Origin of the sequence: Roseateles sp. (genome assembly GCF_049240545.1) — a bacterium.
GTDB lineage: Bacteria > Pseudomonadota > Gammaproteobacteria > Burkholderiales > Burkholderiaceae_C > Paucibacter_A.
In genome coordinates this window covers 44,952-66,856 of record NZ_JBMLSK010000334.1, presented here as the reverse complement: position 1 = coordinate 66,856, position 21,905 = coordinate 44,952, and the positions used below count along the sequence as shown (strand labels likewise).

General features: G+C 65.6%; 22 protein-coding genes, 1 tRNA gene and 1 pseudogene. 14 read left to right on the top strand and 10 right to left on the bottom strand.

Annotation, left to right across the window (positions count from 1 at the left end):
- Window positions 1-52: 52 nt before the first annotated feature.
- From radA to ACOVRJ_RS20745, 3 genes are read left to right on the top strand one after another with little or no spacing between them, the layout of a single operon-like run.
- A complete protein-coding gene (radA, locus tag ACOVRJ_RS20755) occupies window positions 53-1,420 on the top strand; it encodes a DNA repair protein RadA (protein ID WP_422045718.1) in 1,368 nt (455 codons plus the stop codon).
- Window positions 1,420-1,812, top strand: coding sequence for an antibiotic biosynthesis monooxygenase family protein (locus ACOVRJ_RS20750; protein ID WP_422045717.1), 393 nt, complete (start codon window positions 1,420-1,422; stop codon window positions 1,810-1,812). The genes radA and ACOVRJ_RS20750 overlap by 1 nt, the downstream gene beginning before the upstream one ends.
- 11 nt (window positions 1,813-1,823) lie before the next feature.
- Window positions 1,824-2,261: a hypothetical protein gene (locus tag ACOVRJ_RS20745; protein WP_422045716.1), complete on the top strand. Its 438-nt coding sequence runs from the start codon at window positions 1,824-1,826 to the stop codon at window positions 2,259-2,261.
- Between the two features lie 13 nt (window positions 2,262-2,274).
- Here ACOVRJ_RS20745 and ACOVRJ_RS20740 read toward each other — a convergent pair.
- Window positions 2,275-2,370: pseudogene (locus ACOVRJ_RS20740) on the bottom strand (FxDxF family PEP-CTERM protein); the annotation flags it as partial.
- Between the two features lie 746 nt (window positions 2,371-3,116).
- Between ACOVRJ_RS20740 and ACOVRJ_RS20735 the strand changes: the two are divergent.
- The 10 genes from ACOVRJ_RS20735 to ACOVRJ_RS20690 all read left to right on the top strand — a co-directional run bounded on the left by ACOVRJ_RS20735 (window position 3,117) and on the right by ACOVRJ_RS20690 (window position 11,025).
- Window positions 3,117-4,040, top strand: a complete 924-nt coding sequence (locus ACOVRJ_RS20735) for a branched-chain amino acid transaminase (protein WP_422045715.1) — start codon at window positions 3,117-3,119, stop codon at window positions 4,038-4,040.
- Window positions 4,041-4,082: 42 nt separating this feature from the next.
- Complete coding sequence (locus ACOVRJ_RS20730) at window positions 4,083-4,289, top strand: zinc-finger domain-containing protein (protein ID WP_263538719.1); 207 nt, start codon at window positions 4,083-4,085, stop codon at window positions 4,287-4,289.
- Window position 4,290: 1 nt separating this feature from the next.
- A complete protein-coding gene (locus ACOVRJ_RS20725) occupies window positions 4,291-4,740 on the top strand; it encodes a YybH family protein (protein ID WP_263538718.1) in 450 nt (149 codons plus the stop codon).
- Between the two features lie 39 nt (window positions 4,741-4,779).
- A complete protein-coding gene (locus ACOVRJ_RS20720; RefSeq protein WP_422045714.1) occupies window positions 4,780-5,775 on the top strand; it encodes a YheT family hydrolase in 996 nt (331 codons plus the stop codon).
- Window positions 5,776-5,800: 25 nt separating this feature from the next.
- Complete coding sequence (locus ACOVRJ_RS20715; protein WP_422045713.1) at window positions 5,801-6,337, top strand: DUF2946 family protein; 537 nt, start codon at window positions 5,801-5,803, stop codon at window positions 6,335-6,337.
- Window positions 6,338-6,454: 117 nt separating this feature from the next.
- Window positions 6,455-7,363, top strand: coding sequence for a TraB/GumN family protein (locus ACOVRJ_RS20710; RefSeq protein WP_422045712.1), 909 nt, complete (start codon window positions 6,455-6,457; stop codon window positions 7,361-7,363).
- Complete coding sequence (locus ACOVRJ_RS20705; protein ID WP_422045711.1) at window positions 7,350-8,438, top strand: sensor histidine kinase; 1,089 nt, start codon at window positions 7,350-7,352, stop codon at window positions 8,436-8,438. Before ACOVRJ_RS20710 ends, ACOVRJ_RS20705 begins: the two co-directional genes overlap by 14 nt.
- Complete coding sequence (locus ACOVRJ_RS20700; protein WP_422045710.1) at window positions 8,435-9,169, top strand: LytR/AlgR family response regulator transcription factor; 735 nt, start codon at window positions 8,435-8,437, stop codon at window positions 9,167-9,169. Before ACOVRJ_RS20705 ends, ACOVRJ_RS20700 begins: the two co-directional genes overlap by 4 nt.
- Before the next feature lie 108 nt (window positions 9,170-9,277).
- Complete coding sequence (locus tag ACOVRJ_RS20695; RefSeq protein WP_422045709.1) at window positions 9,278-10,264, top strand: ABC transporter ATP-binding protein; 987 nt, start codon at window positions 9,278-9,280, stop codon at window positions 10,262-10,264.
- Window positions 10,261-11,025: a hypothetical protein gene (locus ACOVRJ_RS20690; protein WP_422045708.1), complete on the top strand. Its 765-nt coding sequence runs from the start codon at window positions 10,261-10,263 to the stop codon at window positions 11,023-11,025. The genes ACOVRJ_RS20695 and ACOVRJ_RS20690 overlap by 4 nt, the downstream gene beginning before the upstream one ends.
- Window positions 11,026-11,053: 28 nt before the next feature.
- On the opposite strand, the gene ACOVRJ_RS20685 is transcribed toward ACOVRJ_RS20690, so the two are convergent.
- The 3 genes from ACOVRJ_RS20685 to ACOVRJ_RS20675 form a co-directional block, all read right to left on the bottom strand.
- Window positions 11,054-11,884, bottom strand: a complete 831-nt coding sequence (locus tag ACOVRJ_RS20685; protein WP_422045707.1) for a hypothetical protein — start codon at window positions 11,882-11,884, stop codon at window positions 11,054-11,056.
- A 90-nt stretch (window positions 11,885-11,974) separates the two neighbouring features.
- On the bottom strand, window positions 11,975-12,532 hold the full coding sequence (locus ACOVRJ_RS20680) for a c-type cytochrome (protein WP_422045706.1): 558 nt from the start codon (window positions 12,530-12,532) through the stop codon (window positions 11,975-11,977).
- 111 nt (window positions 12,533-12,643) lie between these two features.
- Entirely contained in the window at window positions 12,644-13,981 is a 1,338-nt protein-coding gene (locus ACOVRJ_RS20675; protein ID WP_422045705.1) for a hypothetical protein, read from the bottom strand.
- Between the two features lie 183 nt (window positions 13,982-14,164).
- Here ACOVRJ_RS20675 and ACOVRJ_RS20670 point away from each other — a divergent pair.
- Window positions 14,165-14,239 (top strand) — tRNA-Arg (locus ACOVRJ_RS20670).
- Between the two features lie 112 nt (window positions 14,240-14,351).
- On the opposite strand, the gene ACOVRJ_RS20665 is transcribed toward ACOVRJ_RS20670, so the two are convergent.
- The 6 genes from ACOVRJ_RS20665 to ACOVRJ_RS20640 form a co-directional block, all read right to left on the bottom strand.
- Window positions 14,352-15,332, bottom strand: a complete 981-nt coding sequence (locus ACOVRJ_RS20665) for a sugar kinase (protein ID WP_422045704.1) — start codon at window positions 15,330-15,332, stop codon at window positions 14,352-14,354.
- Complete coding sequence (locus ACOVRJ_RS20660) at window positions 15,329-16,480, bottom strand: ABC transporter ATP-binding protein (RefSeq protein WP_422045754.1); 1,152 nt, start codon at window positions 16,478-16,480, stop codon at window positions 15,329-15,331. Before ACOVRJ_RS20660 ends, ACOVRJ_RS20665 begins: the two co-directional genes overlap by 4 nt.
- Before the next feature lie 45 nt (window positions 16,481-16,525).
- Window positions 16,526-17,338, bottom strand: coding sequence for a carbohydrate ABC transporter permease (locus ACOVRJ_RS20655; protein WP_422045703.1), 813 nt, complete (start codon window positions 17,336-17,338; stop codon window positions 16,526-16,528).
- On the bottom strand, window positions 17,335-18,243 hold the full coding sequence (locus ACOVRJ_RS20650; RefSeq protein ID WP_422045702.1) for a carbohydrate ABC transporter permease: 909 nt from the start codon (window positions 18,241-18,243) through the stop codon (window positions 17,335-17,337). Before ACOVRJ_RS20650 ends, ACOVRJ_RS20655 begins: the two co-directional genes overlap by 4 nt.
- 87 nt (window positions 18,244-18,330) lie before the next feature.
- On the bottom strand, window positions 18,331-19,557 hold the full coding sequence (locus ACOVRJ_RS20645; protein WP_422045701.1) for an ABC transporter substrate-binding protein: 1,227 nt from the start codon (window positions 19,555-19,557) through the stop codon (window positions 18,331-18,333).
- Window positions 19,554-21,863 (bottom strand): family 20 glycosylhydrolase, encoded by a 2,310-nt coding sequence (locus ACOVRJ_RS20640; protein WP_422045700.1) that lies wholly within the window; start codon window positions 21,861-21,863, stop codon window positions 19,554-19,556. The genes ACOVRJ_RS20645 and ACOVRJ_RS20640 overlap by 4 nt, the downstream gene beginning before the upstream one ends.
- Between the last annotated feature and the right edge of the window lie 42 nt (window positions 21,864-21,905).

Here is a 21,905-nt window from a genome sequence, read left to right as displayed (position 1 = left end):
CTTCGGCGAGTTGGCCGGGGCGGAGTCGGCAAGAGCCATGGACAATCGCCCCATGGCCAAAGAAAAATCGATCTACACCTGCTCTGACTGTGGCGGCATCAGCCCCAAATGGCTGGGCAAATGCCCCAGTTGCGGCGCCTGGAACACCTTGGTGGAAGGCATTGCCGAAGCGCCCGGCGCCGGCGGCAAAAACAACCGCTACCAGGCCTTGGCCAAAAGCCAGCCGGTCGCCACGCTGAGCGAGATCGAGGCCACCGACTTTGAACGCACCCCCACCGGCCAAGAAGAACTGGACCGGGTGCTGGGCGGCGGCATCGTCGCCGGCGGCGTGGTGCTGATCGGCGGCGACCCCGGCATCGGCAAGTCCACACTGCTGCTGCAGGCGATTGAAGACCTCTCGCACAAGCTGCCGGTGCTCTATGTGACCGGCGAAGAATCGGGCGCGCAGATCGCCATGCGCTCGCGGCGCCTGGGCTTGGCGGGCAACAAGGTGCGGGTGCTGGCCGAGATCAGCCTGGAAAAAATCCTCGCCACGCTGGAGGCCGAGAAGCCGGCGTTTTGCGTCATCGACTCGATCCAGACCCTCTACTCCGAGCATCTGAACTCGGCCCCCGGCTCGGTGGCCCAGGTGCGCGAATGCGCGGCCCAGTTGACCCGCACCGCCAAGGCCAGCGGCTGTTCTATCGTGCTGGTCGGTCATGTCACCAAAGAAGGTGCGATTGCCGGCCCGCGGGTGCTGGAGCACATCGTTGACACGGTGCTGTACTTTGAGGGCGACACGCACAGCAGCTTCCGACTGGTGCGGGCGATCAAGAACCGCTTCGGCGCGGTCAATGAAATCGGCGTCTTCGCCATGACCGAAAAAGGTCTGAAGGGCGTGGCCAACCCCAGTGCCATCTTTTTGAGCACCCATGGCGAGCCGGTGCCCGGCAGTTGCGTGCTGGTGACGCTGGAAGGCACGCGGCCGATGCTGGTGGAGTTGCAAGCCCTGGTGGACAGCGGTGGGCCCAGTCCGCGCCGCCTCTCGGTGGGCCTGGACCGGGACCGTCTGGCCATGTTGCTGGCGGTGCTGCATCGCCACGCCGGCGTGGCCACCATGGACCAAGATGTGTTCATCAATGCGGTGGGCGGGGTGCGCATCAGCGAGCCGGCAGCCGACTTGGCGGTGCTGCTGGCCATTCAAGGTTCGCTGCGCGGACGCGCGCTGCCCAAGGGCTTTATTGCCTTTGGAGAAATCGGCTTGGCCGGAGAGATTCGGCCGGCACCGCGTGGGCAAGAGCGACTGAAAGAAGCCGCCAAGCTGGGCTTCTCCGTCGCCATCGTGCCCAAAGCCAATGCGCCCAAGAAACCGATCGAGGGCCTGACCGTGCATGCGGTCGAACGGATTGAAGAAGCCATGGAAATGGCGAGAGGTCTTTGATGAGCAGCCACAACACCACCACACACCCCGGCCTCGCGCCCTTGTTCGAGACCCCGTATTACGCGGTGATCTTCACCAGCCAGCGCAACTCGGTGGCACTCGGTTACGCCGAGACCGCCGATCGCATGGTGACCCTGGCGGCCCAACAGCCGGGTTACCTCGGCGTTGAAAGCACGCGCGGTGCCGATGGCCTGGGCATCACCGTTTCTTACTGGCGCAGCCTGCAAGACATTGCCGCCTGGCGCCGCGAAGGGCAGCACCAAACGGCCCGCGACCAGGGCCGCGCCGATTGGTATGAGCATTACGCGCTGCGCATCGCCAAGGTCGAACGCAACTACGGCTGGGACCATCTGGACGGCAGCGCCGACCCCCTGTTGCGAGCAGGCAGTTAGCATTCGCCCCCATGAATACTTGGATTGGTAGTGCGCTGGCCCTGGCCGCGCTGATTTCGGGCGGCCTGCTGTATGGCTGGAAGGGCGTGATCCTGGCGCTGACCATCGTGGTCTTTTGGCTGCTGCTGCAGTTCGCCAAGCTGATGCGCATCATGCGCATGGCCTCAGACGCCCCGGTCGGCCATATCGAAAGCGCGGTGATGCTGAACGCCAAGCTGCAAGCGGGCATGAAGCTGATCGACTTGCTGCCGCTGACCCGCAGCCTGGGCCGCAAACTCAGCGATGCGCCCGAGACCTATGGCTGGATCGACCCCGGCGGCATTCAGGTCGAGGTGGTGATGGCCGGCGGCAAGGTGCAGAGCTGGAGCCTGGTGCGACCCGAGTCCTTCAGCGATGCGGAGACCGAAGCCAATACCGAGACCATGACTCGGCCGGTCGAGTCGGCCTGAGCCTTCGGCAAGTTCAACGCGCCGAGCGGCGCCGCGCCAGAAAGCCGATCACGGCCAAACCGGCCAGCATCAGGCCATAGGTCTGCGGCTCCGGCACGGCCGACACCGAATACTGAGCCGCATTCGACGAACTGCCCAGGTTGAAGGTGAACGTGTCGAGATTGCTACCCGCGTTGATCTTGTAGAAGGCCGTGCCCTGGTCTTGCCCGCCACCCTTGTGGATGCCCAGATAGCTCACGCCGTTCAGCGGCGTATTGAAGTTGAAGACGCTGTTGCCGTTCAGGTTCTCGATCTTTTCAACCCAGACGCCACCGGTTCCGGCCAGGCCCAGGGCCGTGAGATAGCCGTCCACCGCGAGTTGGTCTGTGGGGTTGCCGTTGATCAGATTGCCCGAAAAGTAACCGCTGCAGCCCAAAAAGGTCACGCCGGACAGGTCGCCGGCCCCACAAGCAGTCATCTGGCTTGCAGCCGGTTTGGCCGCTACCGAGAGACTGATCGACATCAACAAAATGGCCGAAGCAGCAAATTGTTGGCTGCGTGTTAGGGCGGGGATCTTCATGTCAGCACTCCTCTGGGATGAGACATGGCCACTCGTTTGGGCCGGAAGCTTCAAACCTAGCCATGACTCCACTATGAGCGGCCGGCGCACAACTGTGGCCCGCCGACACCCCCGCGCCTGAGGGATCGCCGGCGTGCAAAAGTCGCAACTCTCGGAAGCCCTAGCGCCCAATGCCCCAGATGTCACGAAGTGGCGCCCCGCTAGAATCGCCAGCCAGGAAGCGCCACCTGGCGCCGGGATGCGCCCTGCACCCGAAACCCTTGAGCACAAGCATTGAGATAGGCAAGGAGAGCCCCATGTCCCTGGACGACCGCGACGGCAAGATTTGGATGGACGGCGAACTGGTGGAATGGCGCGACGCCAAGATCCATGTGCTGAGCCACACCCTGCACTATGGCTGCGGCGCCTTCGAGGGCGTGCGCGCCTACAACACCGCCAACGGCACGGCCATCTTCCGCCTGCGCGAGCACACCGAGCGGCTGTTCAACAGCGCCAAGATCCTGCGCATGAAGATCCCCTTCACGCTGGAAGAGGTGATGCAGGCCCAGAAGACGGTGGTGCGCGAGAACAAGCTCGAGAGCTGCTACCTGCGCCCGCTGACCTGGATCGGCGACAAGAAGCTCGGCGTCAGCCCCAAGGGCAACACCATCCACCTGATGGTGGCGGCCTGGGCCTGGGGCGCCTACCTGGGCGAGGAGGGCCTGAAGCGCGGCATCCGCGTCAAGACCAGCAGCTACACCCGCCACCACGTCAACATCACGATGACGCAGGCCAAGGCAGTGAGCAACTACACCAACTCCATCCTGGCCAATATGGAAGCCACGGACGATGGCTACGACGAAGCCATGCTGCTGGACGCCTCGGGCTTTGTGTCCGAAGGCGCGGGCGAAAACCTGTTCGTGATCAAGAACGGCGTGGTCTACACCCCCGATCTGTCGGCTGGTGCGCTGAACGGCATCACCCGCAACACCATCTTCCACATCTGCCAGGACCTGGGCCTGAAACTGGTGGAAAAGCGCATCACCCGCGATGAGGTCTATATCTGCGACGAGGCCTTCTTCACCGGCACCGCTGCCGAAGTCACGCCGATCCGTGAGCTGGACCGCATCGAGCTGGGCTCCGGTTCGCGCGGCCCCATCACCGAAAAAATTCAGACCGCGTTCTTTGACATCGTCAATGGCCGCAACCCCAAGTACGCACACTGGCTGACCCTGGTCTGAGACCGCTTCAGCATCTGCCCTAGCCCGCAAAGAAAGCCCAAGATGAGCAATACCCAATCTGTTGTTGAAGTCACCGCCGCCGACGTGCAAGGCCCTGGCGTTGTGGCCTGCCCCAACCCCAAGATGAGCTTGTGGAGCAGCCACCCCAAGGTCTTCATCGACGTCACCCACGAAGGCGGCGGCAAGTGCCCCTACTGTGGCACCGTCTATCAGCTCAAGGCCGGCGAAGTGCTGCACAGCCACCACTGAAATGCAGCGCAGCAAAGCCCAAGCCGCCGCTCTGCTGTCCTCGCCCGAGGACACGGAAGCGCAGTTTTACGAAGCGCTGCAGCAGGCCGATTTGAGTCGGCTGATGGCCATCTGGGCCGAGGACGAGGAGATTTCCTGCGTCCACCCCGGCGGGCCTCGCGTGGTGGGCATGGGCGCGATTCGCGCGGCCTTTGAAGTGGTGTTTGCGCAAGGCGCTATTGCGGTCACGCCTGAGCGGGTGCGTCGCATCCACACCGGCGAAACCGCCATCCATCAGGTGCTGGAGCGCGTCATCGTCGAAGGTGCGGACGGCCAGCAAAGCGCCTGGGTGATTGCCACCAACGTGTATCTGAAGACCGCCTTTGGCTGGCGCATGGTGGTGCACCATGCCAGCCCCGGCACCGCCCACGACATCCAAGAAGTGGTGGAAGAGCCGGCCACCTTGCATTGATTCTTTCGGGGCGCTGATGGCGCCTCGCGCCCTCCCCGCATGCAGCGATCCGCCCGAGTGATGCAGTACCAAGCCCCCCGTTGGTTGCCCGGCGGCCATGCGCAAACCATCTGGCCCGCGCTGTTCTCTCGCCATAACGGCGGGCCTGCGCTGAGCTTCCGGCGCGAGCGCTGGGACACGCCGGATGGCGACTTTGTCGACGTCGACTGGCTGGACTACCCCGACCAAGGCGAGGTCGAGCGGCCCTTGCTGGTGCTCTTCCACGGCCTGGAGGGCAGCTCCGAAAGCCATTCCTCTCAAGCCTTTGCCACGGTGGCGCGCTCGCGCGGCTGGGCCTTTGCGCTGCCACATTTCCGCGGCTGCTCGGGCGAGCTGAATTTGGCGCCGCGCGCCTATCACTCAGGCGACTTTGAAGAAGTGGGCTGGATGCTGGCGCGCTTCAAAGCGTTGCACAGCGGCCCGCTGCTTGCCGCCGGTGTTTCGCTAGGCGGCAATGCGCTGCTGCGTTGGGCGCAAGAACACGGGCAAAGCGCCTCGGCCACCGCCCGCGCCATCTGCTCGATCTGCTCGCCGGTGGACCTGGCGGCGGCCGGCCACGCCATCGGCAGCGGCGTCAACCGCTTGTTCTACACCCGCATGTTCCTCAAGACCATGGTGCCCAAGGCGCTGAAAAAGCTGGAGCAGCATCCGGGCCTCTTCGACGGCGATCGCCTACGCGCGGCGCGCGATCTCTATGAGTTCGACAATCTCTTCACCGCGCCGCTGCATGGTTTTCGTAACACCGAAGACTATTGGAGCCGCGCCTCGGCCAAGCCGCACCTGAAGCGCATCCGCATGCCGGCCCTGGTGCTGAACGCCCGCAACGACCCCTTTGTGCCGGCCGACTGCCTGCCGCGCCCCCAGGACGTCAGCCCCTACGTGACCTTGTGGCAACCGGCGCATGGCGGCCATGTTGGCTTTGCCCAAGGGCGCCCGCCCGGCCATGTTTTTGGCATGCCCGAGCAGGTTTGCGACTGGCTGGCGCGCTCGCTCTGAAGCGTCACCCCCCTACACTGCGCACATGGATGCAATCGTCGAAGCGGCCCTGAAGAAATGGCCGAATGTGCCGCACTGCTATGGCTGGCTGGCCTTGGATGCAAGAGGCGACTGGTATATGCGCGACGATCGCATTCAAGCGGCCGGCCCCTTCCCGCAAGTCAAGGGCAGCCGCATCACCCACGAGAAACTGCGCCAATTCATTGAGCGCAATTACGCGGTGGACGAGCGCGGTGCCTGGTTTTTCCAGAACGGCCCGCAGCGGGTTTACTTGCAGCTGGAGGCAGCGCCCTGGGTCTGGCGGGTCGATGCCGCCGCCCTGCAGCCGGCCGGCAGCGTGCAAAGCCACACCGGCCTGAGCACCACCGTCAACGCCAGTTGGCTGGATGAGCAAGACCGCCTGTTCCTGAGCACACCGCTGGGCCTAGGCTTGGTGCACAGCCTGGACATGGACTGGGCGGCCCAGGCCGTCGAGCAAGGCTTGTGGTCGCCTGAGTTCTGCCCCCACGCCGAGCTGTTGCAGCGTTATGGCGTGTGCTTGGTCCCGGAGGCAGGCCGCTGACCGCTCGGCCCGGTATTTGCGCCGCTGGCCATGAAAGCGGGCGACAGGCGGCGGGCGGCTGGGCACAGTGAGGCCCGTCGACACCCAAGCCTCCTGAAACTTCCTGCTCGCATGACCATGCCCCAATTTGCCCTCGCCCTCTTCGCTGCCCTGAGTTGTTTGAATGTTGCCTGCACGGCCACACCCGAAGCCCCCGCCGCCACGCAAGTTGCCGCCAGGGCCACGGCCAGCCAAGCCGACTACCGCCCCGCCCTGTGGTCGGTCGAGCACCAGGGCCGGCGCTCCTGGTTGTTCGGCGCCCTGCCCTGGAGCGAGCCCGGCATCAGCGCACTGCCCGCTCCGGTGCAAGAAGCGCTGAGCCAAAGCGATCAGCTGGCCAGCGAGCTGCGCATGCCGGTTTCTCCCACCGAAGTTGCGCCCCTGCTGGCGGCGCTGCGCAAACCCGGCGCCTCCTTCCGCGCCGGCCTGCCCGCCGAACTGGGCACCGAGTTGGATCAGATGTGCCAGCAGCAAAGCCTGCCCTGCAGCGCGCTGGACAGCCTGCCGCCCTTCTTCGTGGTGGCCGCCCTGCACAAGCTGATGGCCCAGAAAGCCGGCCTGCAAAACCAGGAACCACAGAGCAGCATGGGCCTGGTGCACCGCGCCATGAAGGACAAGCCCTTGCTGGAGCTGGAAGGCTTGCAGGCCGGCTTCCAACTGCTGCAATCCATCCCCGAAGCTGACCAGCAGGCCCTGCTGCGCCGCCTGCTCGTCAGCCAGGGCCAGGACAGCGTGCAGAGCTATGCCGCCTGGCGCCGCGGCGATATGGCGGCCCTGCAGGCCAAGCTCGAGAGCTCGGCCTTCACGCCCGCCACCCGCGAGCGCGTCCAGCGCCAGCGCGACCAGGCCTGGAGCCTCAAGATCGCCCAGCGCCTGCGCGAAGGCCAGCGCCTGTTTGTGGCCGTGGCGCCCGGCCATCTGGGCAGCGAGGGCCTGCCGACCCTGCTGCAAGCCCAGGGCTTCAAGGTGGAACGTGTCGCGTACTGAAACCACGCATACCGCTGCCTCGTCGGCCTGGCCGAGCTGGCGCCAGACCGGCCTTTTGCTGTCCTTGTGCGGGCTGCAGGCGCTGTTGATCCTGCTGATTCAACTCGCCCTCTTCGGTGACACGGGCTTGCGCGTGAGCACGGTGCAGCGCGTCGGCCTGATGGCCCTGCTGCGCTGCGGCCTGCTCTGGCTGCTGGTCTGGCAAGCGCGACCGGCGCAGACCTGGGCGCGCCGCCTGCCCCTGTTGGGCGCACTGGCCGCCATCGACGCCCTGTGCATCCACACCCTGAGCCAACAGCTCGGCAGTGGCGTGCCCCTGGACCCCCAAGCCCTGAAACTGAGCCAGGAGCAACTGCGCTGGATCAGCCAGGGCGGCAGCTGGGTGGTGGCCCTGGCCCAGTACCTGTTGTTCAGCCTCGCCTGGCAAAGCCATTTGGACCGGCGCCAGCGCGCCGCCCTGGAGCAAGAAGCCCGCGCAGCCCAGCTGCAAGCCCTGCAGAACCAGCTCAAGCCACACTTTCTGTTCAACGCCATGAATACGGTGCGCGGCCTGATCTTCGAGAACCCCGAGCGCGCCGCCCATTTGCTGACCGAGCTGTCCACCCTCTTGCGCGCCAGCCTGGAGCAAAGCGGCAGCCTCTGCCGCCTCGACGAAGAATGGCAGCTCTGCCAGCGCTATCTCGCCCTCGAAAGCAGCCGCCTGGAAGCGCGCTTGCAGCTGGACCTCACGCTGCCGTCCGAGCTGATGGCCCAGCGCCTGCCGCGCTTTGCCCTGCTGGGCCTGTGCGAAAACGCGATCAAACATGGCATCGGGGCGCGCCGCGAGGGTGGCTGCCTGCGCATCCACGCGGCGCACGAGGCGGGCAGCCCGGTCTGGTGCTTGCGGCTTGAAAATCCCTTGGCGCAGCAAGTCAGCACGGCCACGGCGCCCGGCTTGGGCAGTGGCCTGGCGCATCTGCGCGAGAGCCTGCGGCTGCAGCTGGGCGCGTCAGCAGAGCTGCAGGCCGGACCGAAGGCCTCGGGCCAGTACCGGGTCGAACTGCGACTGCCCTGGCAGGACGGCGCAAGGCCATGACCCTGTTGAAGCCCCCTCCCTTGCGCCTGCTGCTGGTGGACGACGAGCGCCTGGCTCGGGCCGAGCTGCGCCGCCTGCTGGCCGCCCACACCGATGTCGAGGTGGTGAGTGAAGCGAGCAACGGCGAGGAAGCCCTGACCCTGCAAGCCGAGTTGCAGCCCGACGCCCTGCTGCTCGATGTGCAGATGCCCGAGCAAGACGGCCTGGCCGTGGCCCGCGCCCTGGACGCCCGGGCACGAATCATCTTCTGCACCGCGCATGCCAGCTTTGCGGTCGAGGCCTTTGACCTCAATGCGCTGGACTATCTGGTCAAACCAGTCGCGGCCGAGCGCCTGGCCCAGGCTCTGGAACGCCTGCGCGCCGAGCTAGCGCAGCGCCACAGCCCCTACCTGCCCGACGAGCACCGCGTGCTGCTGCGTCGCGGCGAACAGATGGCCCTGATCCGCCTGGGCGACATCGCCCTGATCGAAAGCCGCGACAACTATCTGGAACTGCACACGCCGCAGGGCGTCTTCCTGCTGCCCGGCAGCCTCACGCGTTTGCTGCCGCGCCTGGACCCGCAGCGCTACCAGCAGATCAACCGCCAAGCCCTGTTGCGCCTGGATGCCATCGCAAAGCTGCAACACAGCGCCGAAGCAGGCTTGCAGTTGCAACTGCACAGCGGTCAGTGGCTCGCGGTATCGCGTCGGCAAAGCCAGGCGCTGCGGCAGCGCTTCAGTTTGGGGGACTGAGCCGGTCGCCGCTGCGCTCAGCGCGCAAATTCCGCAGCTCAACGCCTCGGGCTGCCAGTCATCCCTCGGCCACTGCAGATCGCCCCTGCTCGCTCTTAATATGCGCGCATGAGCCACGAGCCCGAACCCACTTCAGCATCCGAGGCCCTGCTGCAACTGCGGCAAGCCAGCAAAAGCTATCAGCGCGGCGAACACCGCATCACGGCTTTACAGGACTTTTCGCTGCAACTGCATCCCGGCGAGATGGTCGGGCTGCTCGGCCCCAATGGCTCGGGCAAAACCACATTGATCAAGCTCTTGACCGGCTTGTGCAAGGCCGATGGCGGGCAGATGGCTTGGCGCCAGGGCCCCTGGATGGCAGCGGGAGAGCCTGGCCGCCACTTGCGCGAGATCGGCGCCTTGCTGGAGGGGCGCGGGGCGGCTTATGAGCGCCTGACCACCCTGGAAAATGCACGTTACTTCTGCGGCTTGCGTGAGGCTCGTTTCGACCCCGCGCATTTCAAGTCTTTGGCCAGCTTGCTTGATCTGCCCGATGTCCATGCCCCGGTGCGGCAACTCTCGACCGGCAACAAGCTGCGGGCCTCATTGCTGAGCGCCTTGATCCACAAACCGACGCTGGCCTTGCTGGATGAGCCCACCCTGGGCCTGGACCTGGACGGCGTGGAGCGCTTGCAAGCCTTGCTGCGGCATGGCGCGGCGCAGGGCATGAGCTTTCTGCTCAGCTCCCATGATCTGCATTTCATCGAGCGCTTGTGCGGCCGCATCGTCTGCATCCGCCAGGGGCAAAAAGTCTTCGATGGGCCGCGCCAACGCTTTGTTCAGCAGGAGCACCACTACCAGCTGCGCCTGCAAGCGGGCAGCGCCGGCCTGCCCGCTCTACCCGCCTGGCTGAGCGGCCGCCAGTGGCTGACTCAAGCCGAGGGCTTTGGCCTGCTCCCGCTGAAAGACCACGCCGAGGCCTGCGCTCTGCTCGATGCGTGGCGCGCCGAGTTGCCGGCCTGCAAGGCGATCGAACTGCGCCCCATTGATTTGCGCGAACACTATCTGCGCCTGCTGGAGTCACCGCCACAGAGCCTGGAGGAGGCACCAACATGAGCACGCCCTGGATCGCTCACCTCGTCAACGAAATGCGTCGCAGCCTCTGGCTGGCCCGCCGCTACTGGGTCGAGACCCTGCTCGGCCTGGGCTTTATGTTGTCCTTGTTCGGCGGGCTCTTGCTCGCGGTGCTGAAGGCCAGCGGCCAAAGTCTGGATCAGGGCGGCGCAGACGGGCTGATCGTTGGCTTCGCGGTCTGGCTGTTTGCCAGCTCGGCCACGCACGGCATTTGCAAAGACATTCAGGAAGAAACCGAGCAACGCACGCTGGAGCAGCTGAGTCTGGCGCCCCTGCCCTTGCGCAGCCTCCTGGGCTTGCGCTGCGCCTTGTCGCTGATGAGCAGCTTGTTGTTGACCGCCTTGACGCTGGCCCTGATCGTTTGGCTCACCGAAGGGCGGGTTCAATTCAGCGTCGAGGTTCTCGCCATGGCCTTGGCGGGCGCACCGGCCCTGGTCGGCGTGAGCTTCGCGCTGGCAGGCGCCATGTTGATGGTCAAACGGGGTGAATTGCTGATGGTGGCCAGCTACCCGGTGGTGATGGGCCTGGTGGCCTTGCCGGCCTACCCGCTCAACGCCTGGGCGCTGCTCCCTTATGCGCTCAGCGCCGCCACGGCGCGCGCCACCACCACGGGGGCCCACGCGGACTGGATCACCTGGGGCATCGTCGCCCTGAACAGCCTCGTCTACCTCGCGCTTGGCAGCGCCTTGTTCCAGCTTTTGCTGGCGCGGGCGCGAAAAATGGGGGTGCTGGGGCATTTCTGATTCGCTCAGACCCGCTGTTCCGCTTCAGCTAGCGCAGCCGGTACTGCGGTTTGTCGCGCAGTTGGCCGATCGCCTCCCACCAAGCCTCGATCTGAGTCTGGCGCTCGGCGGAAAGCCCGGGACGGGTACCCAGATAAAAGTCTCGGCTCAAGAGGGGTATCGGCGAGACTTTCAGTTCCAGTTGGGACTGTTCTGCCATATCGGCCATATAGGCCTGCGCCTCTTCCTGCAGCACCACGGCGATATCGATGCGCTGAGCCGCCAGTTTGCGAAACAGCTGCGGCACATCAAAGGCCGATTCATCGACACGCAGCCCCAGCGCCGTCAGGGCATCGGTGGCCACGCGGAAGCTGGCGCGCGTCCCCACCAAGAGCTTGCTCGGGTCGCCGCCTTGCAGCGTTTGGCCGTCCCATTCCAAGAGCGAATCCTTGCGCTTGATCCAAACCAGTTGCGCGCTGACGATGCGCCGACTGGCATCGACCACCGTCCCTCGCATCGGGAACTGAAACTCAGCCCTATTGCTCTCGGTGGCGGACAACGGCAGGGCGTCGGACTGGCCCTGAAGCATTCGCAAACGACAGCGCTTGGCAGGATAGACCTCGAAGGCCACGGTCAAACCGACCTGCTTGGCCGCATCCAGCATCAAGCGTTCGGCAAGGCCGGGCCGCTTCTCATCCAGGCTGATCAAGGGCGGAACCGGACCTGGCCCCAAGCAAACCCGCCAATGCCGGCTGGGCGGCGGAGCCGTCGACGGGCTGGGCTGGGCGGCAGCCAATTGACTCCCCAGCAGCAACAAGACCGCGCCCAGCGTCTTGTGCTGGCGCCTATCCGCTGCAAGCCTGTACTTCAAACTCCACATACGCGGAGCATAAGGCCCCAAGCGCCTGGCTTCAGGTGAAAAAAAACCGACCCCTGCGGGTCGGTTTCCTTGAATCAAGCGCCAGCCTGATCAGTTGGCCGCGGAAGCCGCAGCGGCAGGCGCCTTGGGCTCATCGAACTTGGCGCCGCCATGATTGGCCATGTAGACCACGGCGCGAGTGATCTCAAAGTCGCTGAAGTCGCCGCCGCCTTGGGCACCCATGGCGCCCTTGCCCTTCAGGGCGGAATTCACCAGCGCTTCAAGGCCGGTCTTCACGCGCGGGCCCCAGGAGGCCAGATCATCCAGCTTCGGTGCGCCGGCAGCGCCGGTCGCATGGCAAGCCGCGCATTGCGCTTGGTAGACCTGCTCGCCGGTCTTCAAGGTGGCGGCGTTGTTCAGATCCTTCAACTCGATCGCACCCACGGGTTGAATACGGGCCGCCACGGCCATCTCTTCCAAAGCCTGGGTGCCCGCCGAAGGCTTGGGCGCGCTGGTCACAAAGTTGGCCAGCAAGATGATGACGATGGTTGGCACCACGAAAGCGAAGAACACGGCCCAGGCCAATTGCTTAGGCGTCTTGATCGGGCCCTCATGAGCCTCGTCATGTGCGTGATCGTGCGCGTGGGCTTGGTCTTGGTTTGCGCTCATGAAATCCTCGTTGGCGTGTCGTCAGGGAGATGGCAGACAGATGGGCTGTGCCCCGCACAAACGCAGGGCGCAAAACCGACAGATTATATCTAGCCCAAGGGGCCGCTTGACTCAGGGGCGTTGGCGCTTTACCACCCGTGTTTCAAGTTCTGCTGGCCGGTAGTCGGGGAGAACCCTGCATCCCGGCCCAAATTGCGACTCCAAACGCTTGCAGCGCTCGGCAACTGCGGCCGGTGAAGGCTTCATCTCCGCCTCAGCCCCCGCTTGCGCCCAGGCCAACAGCGCCTCCAACAGAGCCGGATAAATGGGATCGCTCAGATAGCTGTGGTCCTTGTCATCGCTGAACACCTGCACCAAGCGCGCACCTTGACCGGCCTGGTTCATGGTCTTGCGGAACTGCGACTCCAACTCGACAAAAGCGATCGGATCGTGGACACCATGAATCGTCAGCACCGGCACGCCAATCCGGCCATCGGGATCGCTGTCCAGACCGAACTGCCGCACCGCTTGTGGATCCGCCGGATAGCGGGCCACGCTCGCATTCAAGGCCCGGTCGTCGTCCGAGCCGGTATAAACAGCGCCCACATTGCCCCAGGGGCTGAGCCCTCCGGTCCGTTTCTGAACCACGTCCTGAAAATGCCAGGTCGCCCAATTCAGATGACCCTGCACCGAGCTTTCAGGAATGCGGTTCACATCAAGCAGGGTCTTCAGCCGTTGGCGCTGCGCGGGCGTGCGCCGCTCGGCCGCTTGACGCAGGCCCAAGCAAGCATCGGCGCGCTCGGCCAAATCGGCACGGCTCAGTGTCGAATCCGGCGGCAAGCCCATCCAGAGCGGGTACTGCGGCTCATCCGGCTTGGGATGATTGGCGCACAAGGCCTGATAGACCACGCGCAGATCGAGCCTGAAGTCATACGAGCGCGTGCCGCCACCCAGCACGCCATTGCTGAGCAGCACCGCATCGAAGGCCGGCTTGGCGGCACCCGGCGCCGCATACATCTCAGCCGCCTTGGCCGCCACGCTGGCACCCCAGGACTGGCCGTGCAGAACCGTCGTCTTCGGCTGCGCCACATGCTGAACAAAGAGGCGCCGCAGTCGCTCGGTGTCTTCCGCGGCAGCGCGCACGGCGACACCCCCTTGCCGAAAAGTCGATCCCGCCCAGGCATGCCCGGCCCTGACCATGATGGCCCAGCGTTTCAAGTCCTCCGCGCTGCGTTCCGGCTTGGGCGGACCCAGCTCCGGCCCGCCATGGGCATGCAAGACCAAGACACCGCTCCAGACCTTGGGCATGGCGATCCAGTAGAAGGCGCCCGCCGAATCTTGGCCCGACAAACAACGCGTTTCAGGCGGCAGCCCCGCAGGACAGGTTTGCGGCAATGGCGCCTGCTCTTGCGTCGCCCCTTCCTTGCCGAGATGGCTGCATGCCGTCAGCAAGCTCAGGGCCACGGCCACGCTTGCGCCAGCACAAAGCCGCAAGCAAGCTACGAGGCCAGGCCTCTTGCATAACGCGGACTTACTTGACAACGCTTGCATCGCCACTCCTCTTGCTGCCTGCACTGTACGGCAGCCCATGAAGTCCAAGCCGAACACCGTCTAACTCATGGCGCGGCCGGGTTAGAATGCCGCTCCAACACGGCGACCGTGGTGAAGTGGATATCATTGGGCCCTCCGAAGGCTTAGGCGCAAGTTCGATTCTTGCCGGTCGCACCAGATTCGTGAATCAGGATGGTTCACAAAGCAAAAAGCCCCTCAGTCAATGAATGACTGAGGGGCTTTTTGTTTTTCGCGTGGAGCGACCGGGTCCGGCGACCTGAGCCGCCGCTCAGGGCATCGCGACCAAAGGAATCAGGGCCCCGGGACAACGTATCACCTGCGCCGCCAAGCGGTGCCCCTGGCGGGCCGACTGCTCAACGGATTTGCCGCACAAACGCGCATAAAGATAGGCCGCAGCGAAGGCATCGCCGGCGGCGGTGCTGTCCACCACCTCGGTCACAGCTTCGGTGGGCACTTGCTGCCAAACCGCCTGCTGCCCACTCGCCCGCAGCAGCGCAGGCTCGGCACCGCGCTTGATCACCAGCTCGGGACAGGGCAAATCCTTGGCGCGCTCAAGTGCCGCGTTAGAGTCATGCTGCAGCGCCCACAAGGCTGCATGGTCATCCAAGGACACCAGGGCCAGGCTGGCGCTGCGAAATGCCTGATCCAGCACGAGCCGGGCCTGCTCCACACTCTCCCACAGGCTGGGTCGGTAGTTGCTGTCGAACACCACCCAGGCGCCCTGAGCGCGGCGCTGGGCCATCAAGGCCAGCAGGCGCTCGCGCCCGGCCGGCGGCAGGATAGCCAGGCTGATGCCGCTGAGGTAGAGCACTTGGCAATGCTCGGCCTGCGCCTCAAAGGGCGTTGGGCTCGGCTGATCAAAATAGGAACGTGCGGCACTGGCCTGACGCCAATAGTGAAAGCTGCGCTCGCCGCGTGCGTCCACTTCGATTTGGTAGAGGCCAGGCAGACGGCCGGGCAAGCGGCGCACCTGATCCAGGCACAGGCCTTCGGCCTGCCAGCGGCTCAGCAGACCGGCGCTGAGGCTGTCTTCGCCCAGGGCGGTGGCGTAATGCACCCGCAAACGGCCTTGGCCGCAGCGCGCCAGATACACCGCCGTGTTCAGGGTGTCGCCGCCAAAGCCCTGCCGAACCGCGCCAAAAGCCGGCCCGCTGAGTTCCAGCATGCATTCACCAAACACGGCCACATCGATCGCGCTTGCCTGCGCGAGATCCAAGAGCACGGGCTTGGGCAAAGGCGCGCCGCTCATGACAGCGAGGGGCTGGCGGACAGGCATTCACCGGACTCGGCATCGAACACCAACAGCCCCGAGGCGGGCAATTGGATCGCCAGGCCCTGACCGATTTGACAGTCCGGCCATCCGGGCTGGCGCAACAACAAGCGCTGCTCGCCCCACTGCAAATGCAGCAAGCAATCGGCGCCCAAGGGTTCAGACAGTCGCAGCAAGGCATGCAGCCGCAGCGCCTCGGGCGTGCTTGGCTGGGCCGCATCACTGAGCCGCAGCAGCTCGGGGCGCCAGGCCAGCAGCAAGGAGCGGCCGATCAAGCGCTGGGCCGGCGGCAGCGTGCCGGGCGCGGGCGTCCAGTCCTGCGCTTCGGCGCCAGCGGGCTGCAGGCTCAGGCTCCCATCTGCACGCCAGCGCGCCGGCAGCAGGTTCAGGCCGGCATGCGCCATGAACTGCGCGACAAAGAGATTGACCGGCCGCTGATAGACCTCTTGCGGCGTGCCCATTTGCTGCAGCCGACCGGCGCGCATCACCGCCAGGCGCTGGCCCAAGGTCATCGCCTCGACCTGATCATGCGTCACATAGATAGCGCTGCGGCCGAGCTTTTGGTGCAGCAGCTTGATCTCACCGCGCATCTCGGTGCGCAGCTGCGCATCCAAATTGGACAGGGGCTCGTCAAACAAGAACATCTGCGGATGCCGGGCCAGCGCCCGCCCCATGGCGACGCGCTGCCGCTGGCCGCCGGACAGCTGCGCGGGCCGGCGCTCCAGCAGTGGCTGCAGCTGCAGCAGCTTGGCGACTTCAAGCACACGCTCGCTGCGCTTGGCCTTGTTCCAGCCCTGCATTTCCAATGGGAAACCCAGGTTCTCGGCCACCGTCATATGCGGGTAGAGCGCATAGTTCTGGAACACCATGGCCACGTCGCGCTCGCGCGGGCCCAGGGCGTCGATGCGCCGCCCATTCAGATGAATCTCGCCGGCATCGGCTTGCTGTAGGCCCGCTACCAGGCTCAGCAGCGAAGACTTGCCGCAGCCCGAGGGGCCGACCAGGGTCAACATCTCACCGGCAGCCAGCGTGATGTCAACGCCGTCAATCACCGCTTGCTGGCCATGCTTTTTGTGCAGGCCGCTGATGCGCAAGCCCTCGTCCCGGTGAATCACGCTTGCATCCATTTCAACCACGCCCCATTCCTTGTTGCATTCCAGGCTCTCAAACCTTCAACCCTTGACCGCACCGGCCACCAGCCCACGCGTGAAATGCCGCCCGGCAAGCAAATACACCAGCAGCGTCGGCCCGGCCGCCAGCAAGGCCGCGGCCATTTCGAGCGAGTAGGCGCGGGCGCCGGTTTCGGTTTGCGCCGCCAGCTGCGCCAGCGCCGCCGTGATCGGGCGCGCATCTTCGGGGCCAAACACCAAGCCAAACAGGTACTCGTTCCAGATGGTGGTGAACTGCAGGATCAGCACCACCACAAAAATCGGCTTGGACAGCGGCAACACCAGGCGCCAAAGCAGTTGCCAGAACGAGGCGCCATCCAGCCGGGCTGCTTGCAGCAACTCATCCGGGAAGGCCAGGAAATGGTTGCGGAAGAACAGCGCCAGCGGCAGGCTGTAGATCACATGGATCAGCACCAAGAGCGGCAGCGAACGGGTCAGCCCGAGCTGCGCCATCGTGATTGCGAGTGGCAACAGATAGACCTTGATCGGCAAGAAGAAGGCCAAAACCAGCAAAAGCCCCACCCAGCGCTCACCGCGAAAGCGGTACTTGCACAGCACAAAGCCATTCACCGCCGCCAACAAGGCCGACAGTAAAACCGTCGGCACCGCCATCAACAAGCTGGCACCAAAGCTGCCGTGCAGCAATTGCCAGGCCTGGCGCCAGCTCGCCCAGGTCGGGTTCTGGGGCAAGCTCAAGAAGCTGCCCTGCTGCAACTCCTGCGCGCCCTTGAGGCTGTTGGAGAACATCAGCAGCAGCGGCGTCGCCATCATCAAGGCTAGGCTGAAGGCGAGCAAATAAGGGATCGCGCGCCTCATGCCGACGCCTCCTTACGCACGCGGCTTCGCCCAATGGCGTAGGGCAACGCGATCGACAGCACCATCATCACCATCACCATGGCGCTGGCCGCACCCAGGCCCAAGCGGCTGCGCTCGAAGGCCATCTGGAACATATAAAACGCCGGCAACTCGCTGCTCTGCCCCGGCCCGCCCTCGGTCAACACCACCACCAGATCAAAGGTCTTGATCGCCGCCGGCAACAGAATCAATAACGCTGACAAGAGGCTGGGCCACAGCTGCGGCAGCAAGACCCTGCGGTACAGGGTCCAGCCGGAGGCGCCGTCGAGCCGCGCCGCATGCACCAGCGACTCATCAATGCCGCGCAGCCCGGCCAAAAAGATCGCCATCACAAAGCCGCTGATCTGCCAGACCGCCGCCACCACCAGCGCGTAGATGGCCATGTCTTCCTGCGCCAGCCAGTCCCAACGGAACTCGGTCCAGCCGAGTCGCCGCACGCCCTCGGCCACACCCTGCTCCGGGTCCATCAGCCAGCGCCAGGCGCTGCCGGTGACGACCATGGACAAAGCCATCGGATGCAAGAAGACCCAGCGCAACAAACCCTCGGCGCGCAGCCTTTGATCGAGCAGCACCGCCATGCCCAGGCCGATCAGCAGCGGCAGCACGACAAAGCACAGGCCGAAGCGCAGCAGATTCCACAGCGAGGCCAACCAGCGCGGGTCGTCCAGCAGGCGTCGGTATTGCTGCAAGCCGACAAACTCGTGGCTGGGCATCATGCCGGAGCGGGTCAGCGACAGCCAGCCGGTCCAGAGCAAAAAGCCGTAAAAGAACAAGGCCCCCAGCACCAGCAAGGGCAGCAGGCAAGCCAGCGCCCAGCGGCGCTCCATGCCCTGCGGGTTCACGCGCCATGGCCAACGCAGCTTCATCGCTTGTGCCCTCGGCGCAGGGCAGTAGCCAACACAGCAGCGCAAGCAATAAACGGACGGTTCAAAAGTGGCATCGAGTTCACCGGTTTAGTCTTTGCTGAGCAGGGCCTGGATCAAGCGCTTTTGCGCCTGCGCCGAGCTCATGCGATCACTGGCCCAATAGGCCGACAGCGTGTCGCGCAGCCCGCCATACGCGCCTTCACCCATGCGAGCGCTGAGGGCCAGAACCAGTTGGCCGCGCGTTTCTCCGCTGCGAAAGTCGGCCGCCGAGCGCAGCGCGCAGGCGTTGAAGCCGTCCAGCGCCGTGTCCCGCTTGACGGGGATGCCGCCCTTGATGCGCGCCAGCTGACTGGCGACCTTGGGCTCCAGCAGCAGGCTCGCCAGTCGCCGCTGTGACACCTGGGCCTCAGGCCCGCTGGCAAAGAAAATCAGCCGATCAAATTCGAAGTAATGCAGCGTGCCGTGGCCCGGCGCGGGCGTGCAGTCATAGTCTTGGCCCGCCGTCCAGCCGGCCTTTTGAAACTCGCCATTGGCCCAGTCGCCGGTCATCTGAAAGGCGGCCCGGCCTTGCAAGAGCAGCGCGGTCGCCGCCGCCCAATCGCGGCTGACCTGGCCCGCGTCGGTATAGCTCTTGAGGCGGCGATACTCCTCCAGCAGCGCCCGCATCTGCGCGCTCTGCAGCAATTGCAGATCGGCCTGCACCAAGGCCTTGTCGAAGAACTCTGGCCCGGCCCGGCCCAGCACCACATCCACGAACAGGCTCAACTTCTGCCCCGCCGAGCTGCCCAAGGCCAGCGGCAAAACGCCGCGCTGCTGCAGCAAGGTGGCGGTCTGGTGAAACTCATCCCAGTCGCGCGGCACGGTCAGGCCATGAGTCCGCAAGACCCGCAAGTTAGACCACATCACGTTCAAGCGGTGCACACTCAGCGGCACCGCCACCGGGCGCTGCTCGTGTTGCAACTCGGTCGCCACCGCGCGCGGCAATTGCCCGACCGCCACCGCCACCGCCGGCCCCAGGTCGGCCAGCGGCACCGCCTCGGCCCAGACCCGCACCGACTTGTCGGTCTGCGCCACAGCCGGCGCCTGGCCCGCCAAGAAGCGTGTCTTCAGCACCGTCATTGCGTTCGAGCCGCCCGCCACCGGCGAGGTCTTCAAGGGGATGCCGGCCGCATGGGCCTGCTCGCGCAGGGCGGTGGCCATGGCAGCCTCGCTGCCGGCCGTCCACCAATGCAGCAACTCAATCTCCTTGGCCGAAACGGCACTGGCCGAGCAGGCCAGCAGCCACGCCCCTAACGCTCTGAAACCACGCCTCATGCCCCCTCCCCATGCGCTGCCATCCGCGCATCCAGCCGCTGTTGAAGCGCGTTCACCGGAGCGGGCACCATTTCGTCCAACAAGGTCGCCGACGCATGCAACAGCCGCTGCGCCTGGGCCGCCTCGGCCAGCGAGAGCGGCGCCTCGCTGCGCCAAAGCATCAAGCCCAGCTGGGCCAAGGCCTCCAGCCGCGCAAGCCAAGCGGCCCCCAGCGGCAGCTGGCCCCAAGTCGGCAACGCCAACAGCAACGCGTGCAAGGCCTGCTGCCAAGCCTCGGCGTTATCCCCAAGGTCCAGCATCAGCGGGCTCTCGGCCGGCAAGGCGTCTGCCAATTGGTTCAGTGGCTCCTGCTGGGTGTAGCGACCCCGTGCTTTCTTGGCGTGTTGCCTGGCATAGCCGGCCCCCGGCTCCAGCCACAGAGCCGCTGCACGCAAGGGCTCCACGCCCTGGGGCGCCAGGCGATTCAGCAAGAGGCCTTGAGGGTCGGTGGGCACGCGGCCGCAGTCTTGCATCCATTGCCAGCCGCCTGCCAAGCGCAGGGCCAAGGTCTGCGCGTGTCGCCCCTCGACGTCGGGATCGCTCCACAAACGCTCGGCCACCGCCAGCAAGGCGGTGCCGGTACGCAGCGGCAGTTGCGGCGCCTCGATCAACTCGGACCACAGCGCAGCCTCACCCCCCAAGACCCCTGAAGGCTGGCCTCCTGGCAGCGCTGGCGTGGCTGCCGGCCATTCATCGGGCGCGCAGTCGGCCAGCGCCTGCCACTGGCAGGGCACACGCACATTGCCTTGCCGCAGCCAACCTTCGGCGGGCTGACTCGGCTCCGCGGCAGCGCCCAAGGCCGGCCCCCACAGCTCCAACTCGCCCAGATCGCTGTCGACGCGCAGCCGCCATTGGTGCAAGGTGTCGGGCACAAGTTGCGGCGCCAGACCTTCAGACAAGCTGCCGCTGGAGCGCAGCCACAAGCGTGGCGCCCCACCGGCTTCGTCAAGCCAGAGCTTGCCTTGCAGATCCCAGGTGCCGAGCCGCGCGCTCAGCACATAAGCCGAGCCTTCAGCGGGTGCAGCCACCTGGTCAGAAGGCTGCGGGCGCGCCCGCCAGCGCCAAGCCACCGGGTGGATCTGATCCAGGTAATAGCCGGCGCTGCGCAAACGCCCGACCGCGGCCGCAGGCTGAAAGCGCAGCGCACCCTCGCCCCGCCAGGCTTGCAAGACGCTGCCTTCGGGCAGGCTCGCATCCTCGCCATCTATGGGCTCGCCCATCTCGTCCCAAGCCACCAAGCGTCTGTCATGGCGGCGCAGCACGGCACCCAGCTCGGCCAGGTAATGCGCCTGTAGGTGCGCCACCGTGCAGCCTTGCGCCTGCGCGAGCGCCAGCCAGGCCTGCGGCGCCAACTCGTCGCCGCCCAGGTGTAAATAGCGGTCCGGGAACACCTGGGCCCACTCGCCCACCAACCCATCCAAAAAGGAATAGAGCCCTTCCTTGAGCGGATTCACCGCACAAGGAAAGACACCGAAACCGCTTTGCGCCCCTTGAGGCCTGGGCTCACAGACCAGCTCGGGGTAAGCCAGGGCCAAGGCCCAGCAATGCCCCGGCAGATCCACCTCCGGCACGACGCGGATGCCGCGCGCCGTCGCCTCGCGCACCAGGGTCTCGGCCTGACGCAAGGTGTAACAGACCCCGCCGCCACCGATCTGGTGCAAACGCGGGAAACGCTCGGACTCCAGCCGCCAGCCCTGGTCGTCCGTCAAATGCCAATGCAGCACGTTCAGCCGCGCAGCCGCCATGCTGTCGAGCAGGCCTAGCAGCGCATCAAAAGGCAAGGGGCGGCGCACCACGTCCACCATCAGGCCGCGCCAGGGGTAGCGCGGCGCGTCGCTCAGCAGCATGGCCGGCAGGTGCGTGAGACCGGCTTGGCGTGCCGCATGCAGGCATTGCGACAGGGCATGCAAGCCGTGGCTAAGGCCAACGCTAGCGGGCGCCTGCAAGTGCACCCGCTGCTCACTCAACTCAAGCTGAAAGGACTCATCCTCGCCCAGCGGGGGAGGCGCCGCGACGCTACTGGACAGCCATGCCCCCGAGAGCTGCAGCCGCGCCAGGCCTGCCTGAGACCCAGCCGCAGCCGGCAGCAAGCTCAGCGCCAGGCCGCGCCATGGTTCGGGCAGATCCTCCAGGCCCTGCAGCCCCTGCACGCTCGGCCCCAGCCCCGGCAGCGCCGTCATCGAGGCGGGCGGGAAGAGCAGGCGGTCTTGCAGCCAGGTGCAAGACGGCTCGGCGGCGTTCAATGGAAAACTCGTGACAGGCGACATGGCGCCATCATCTGGCCGCTCACCTTGCGCGAACATCAAGGG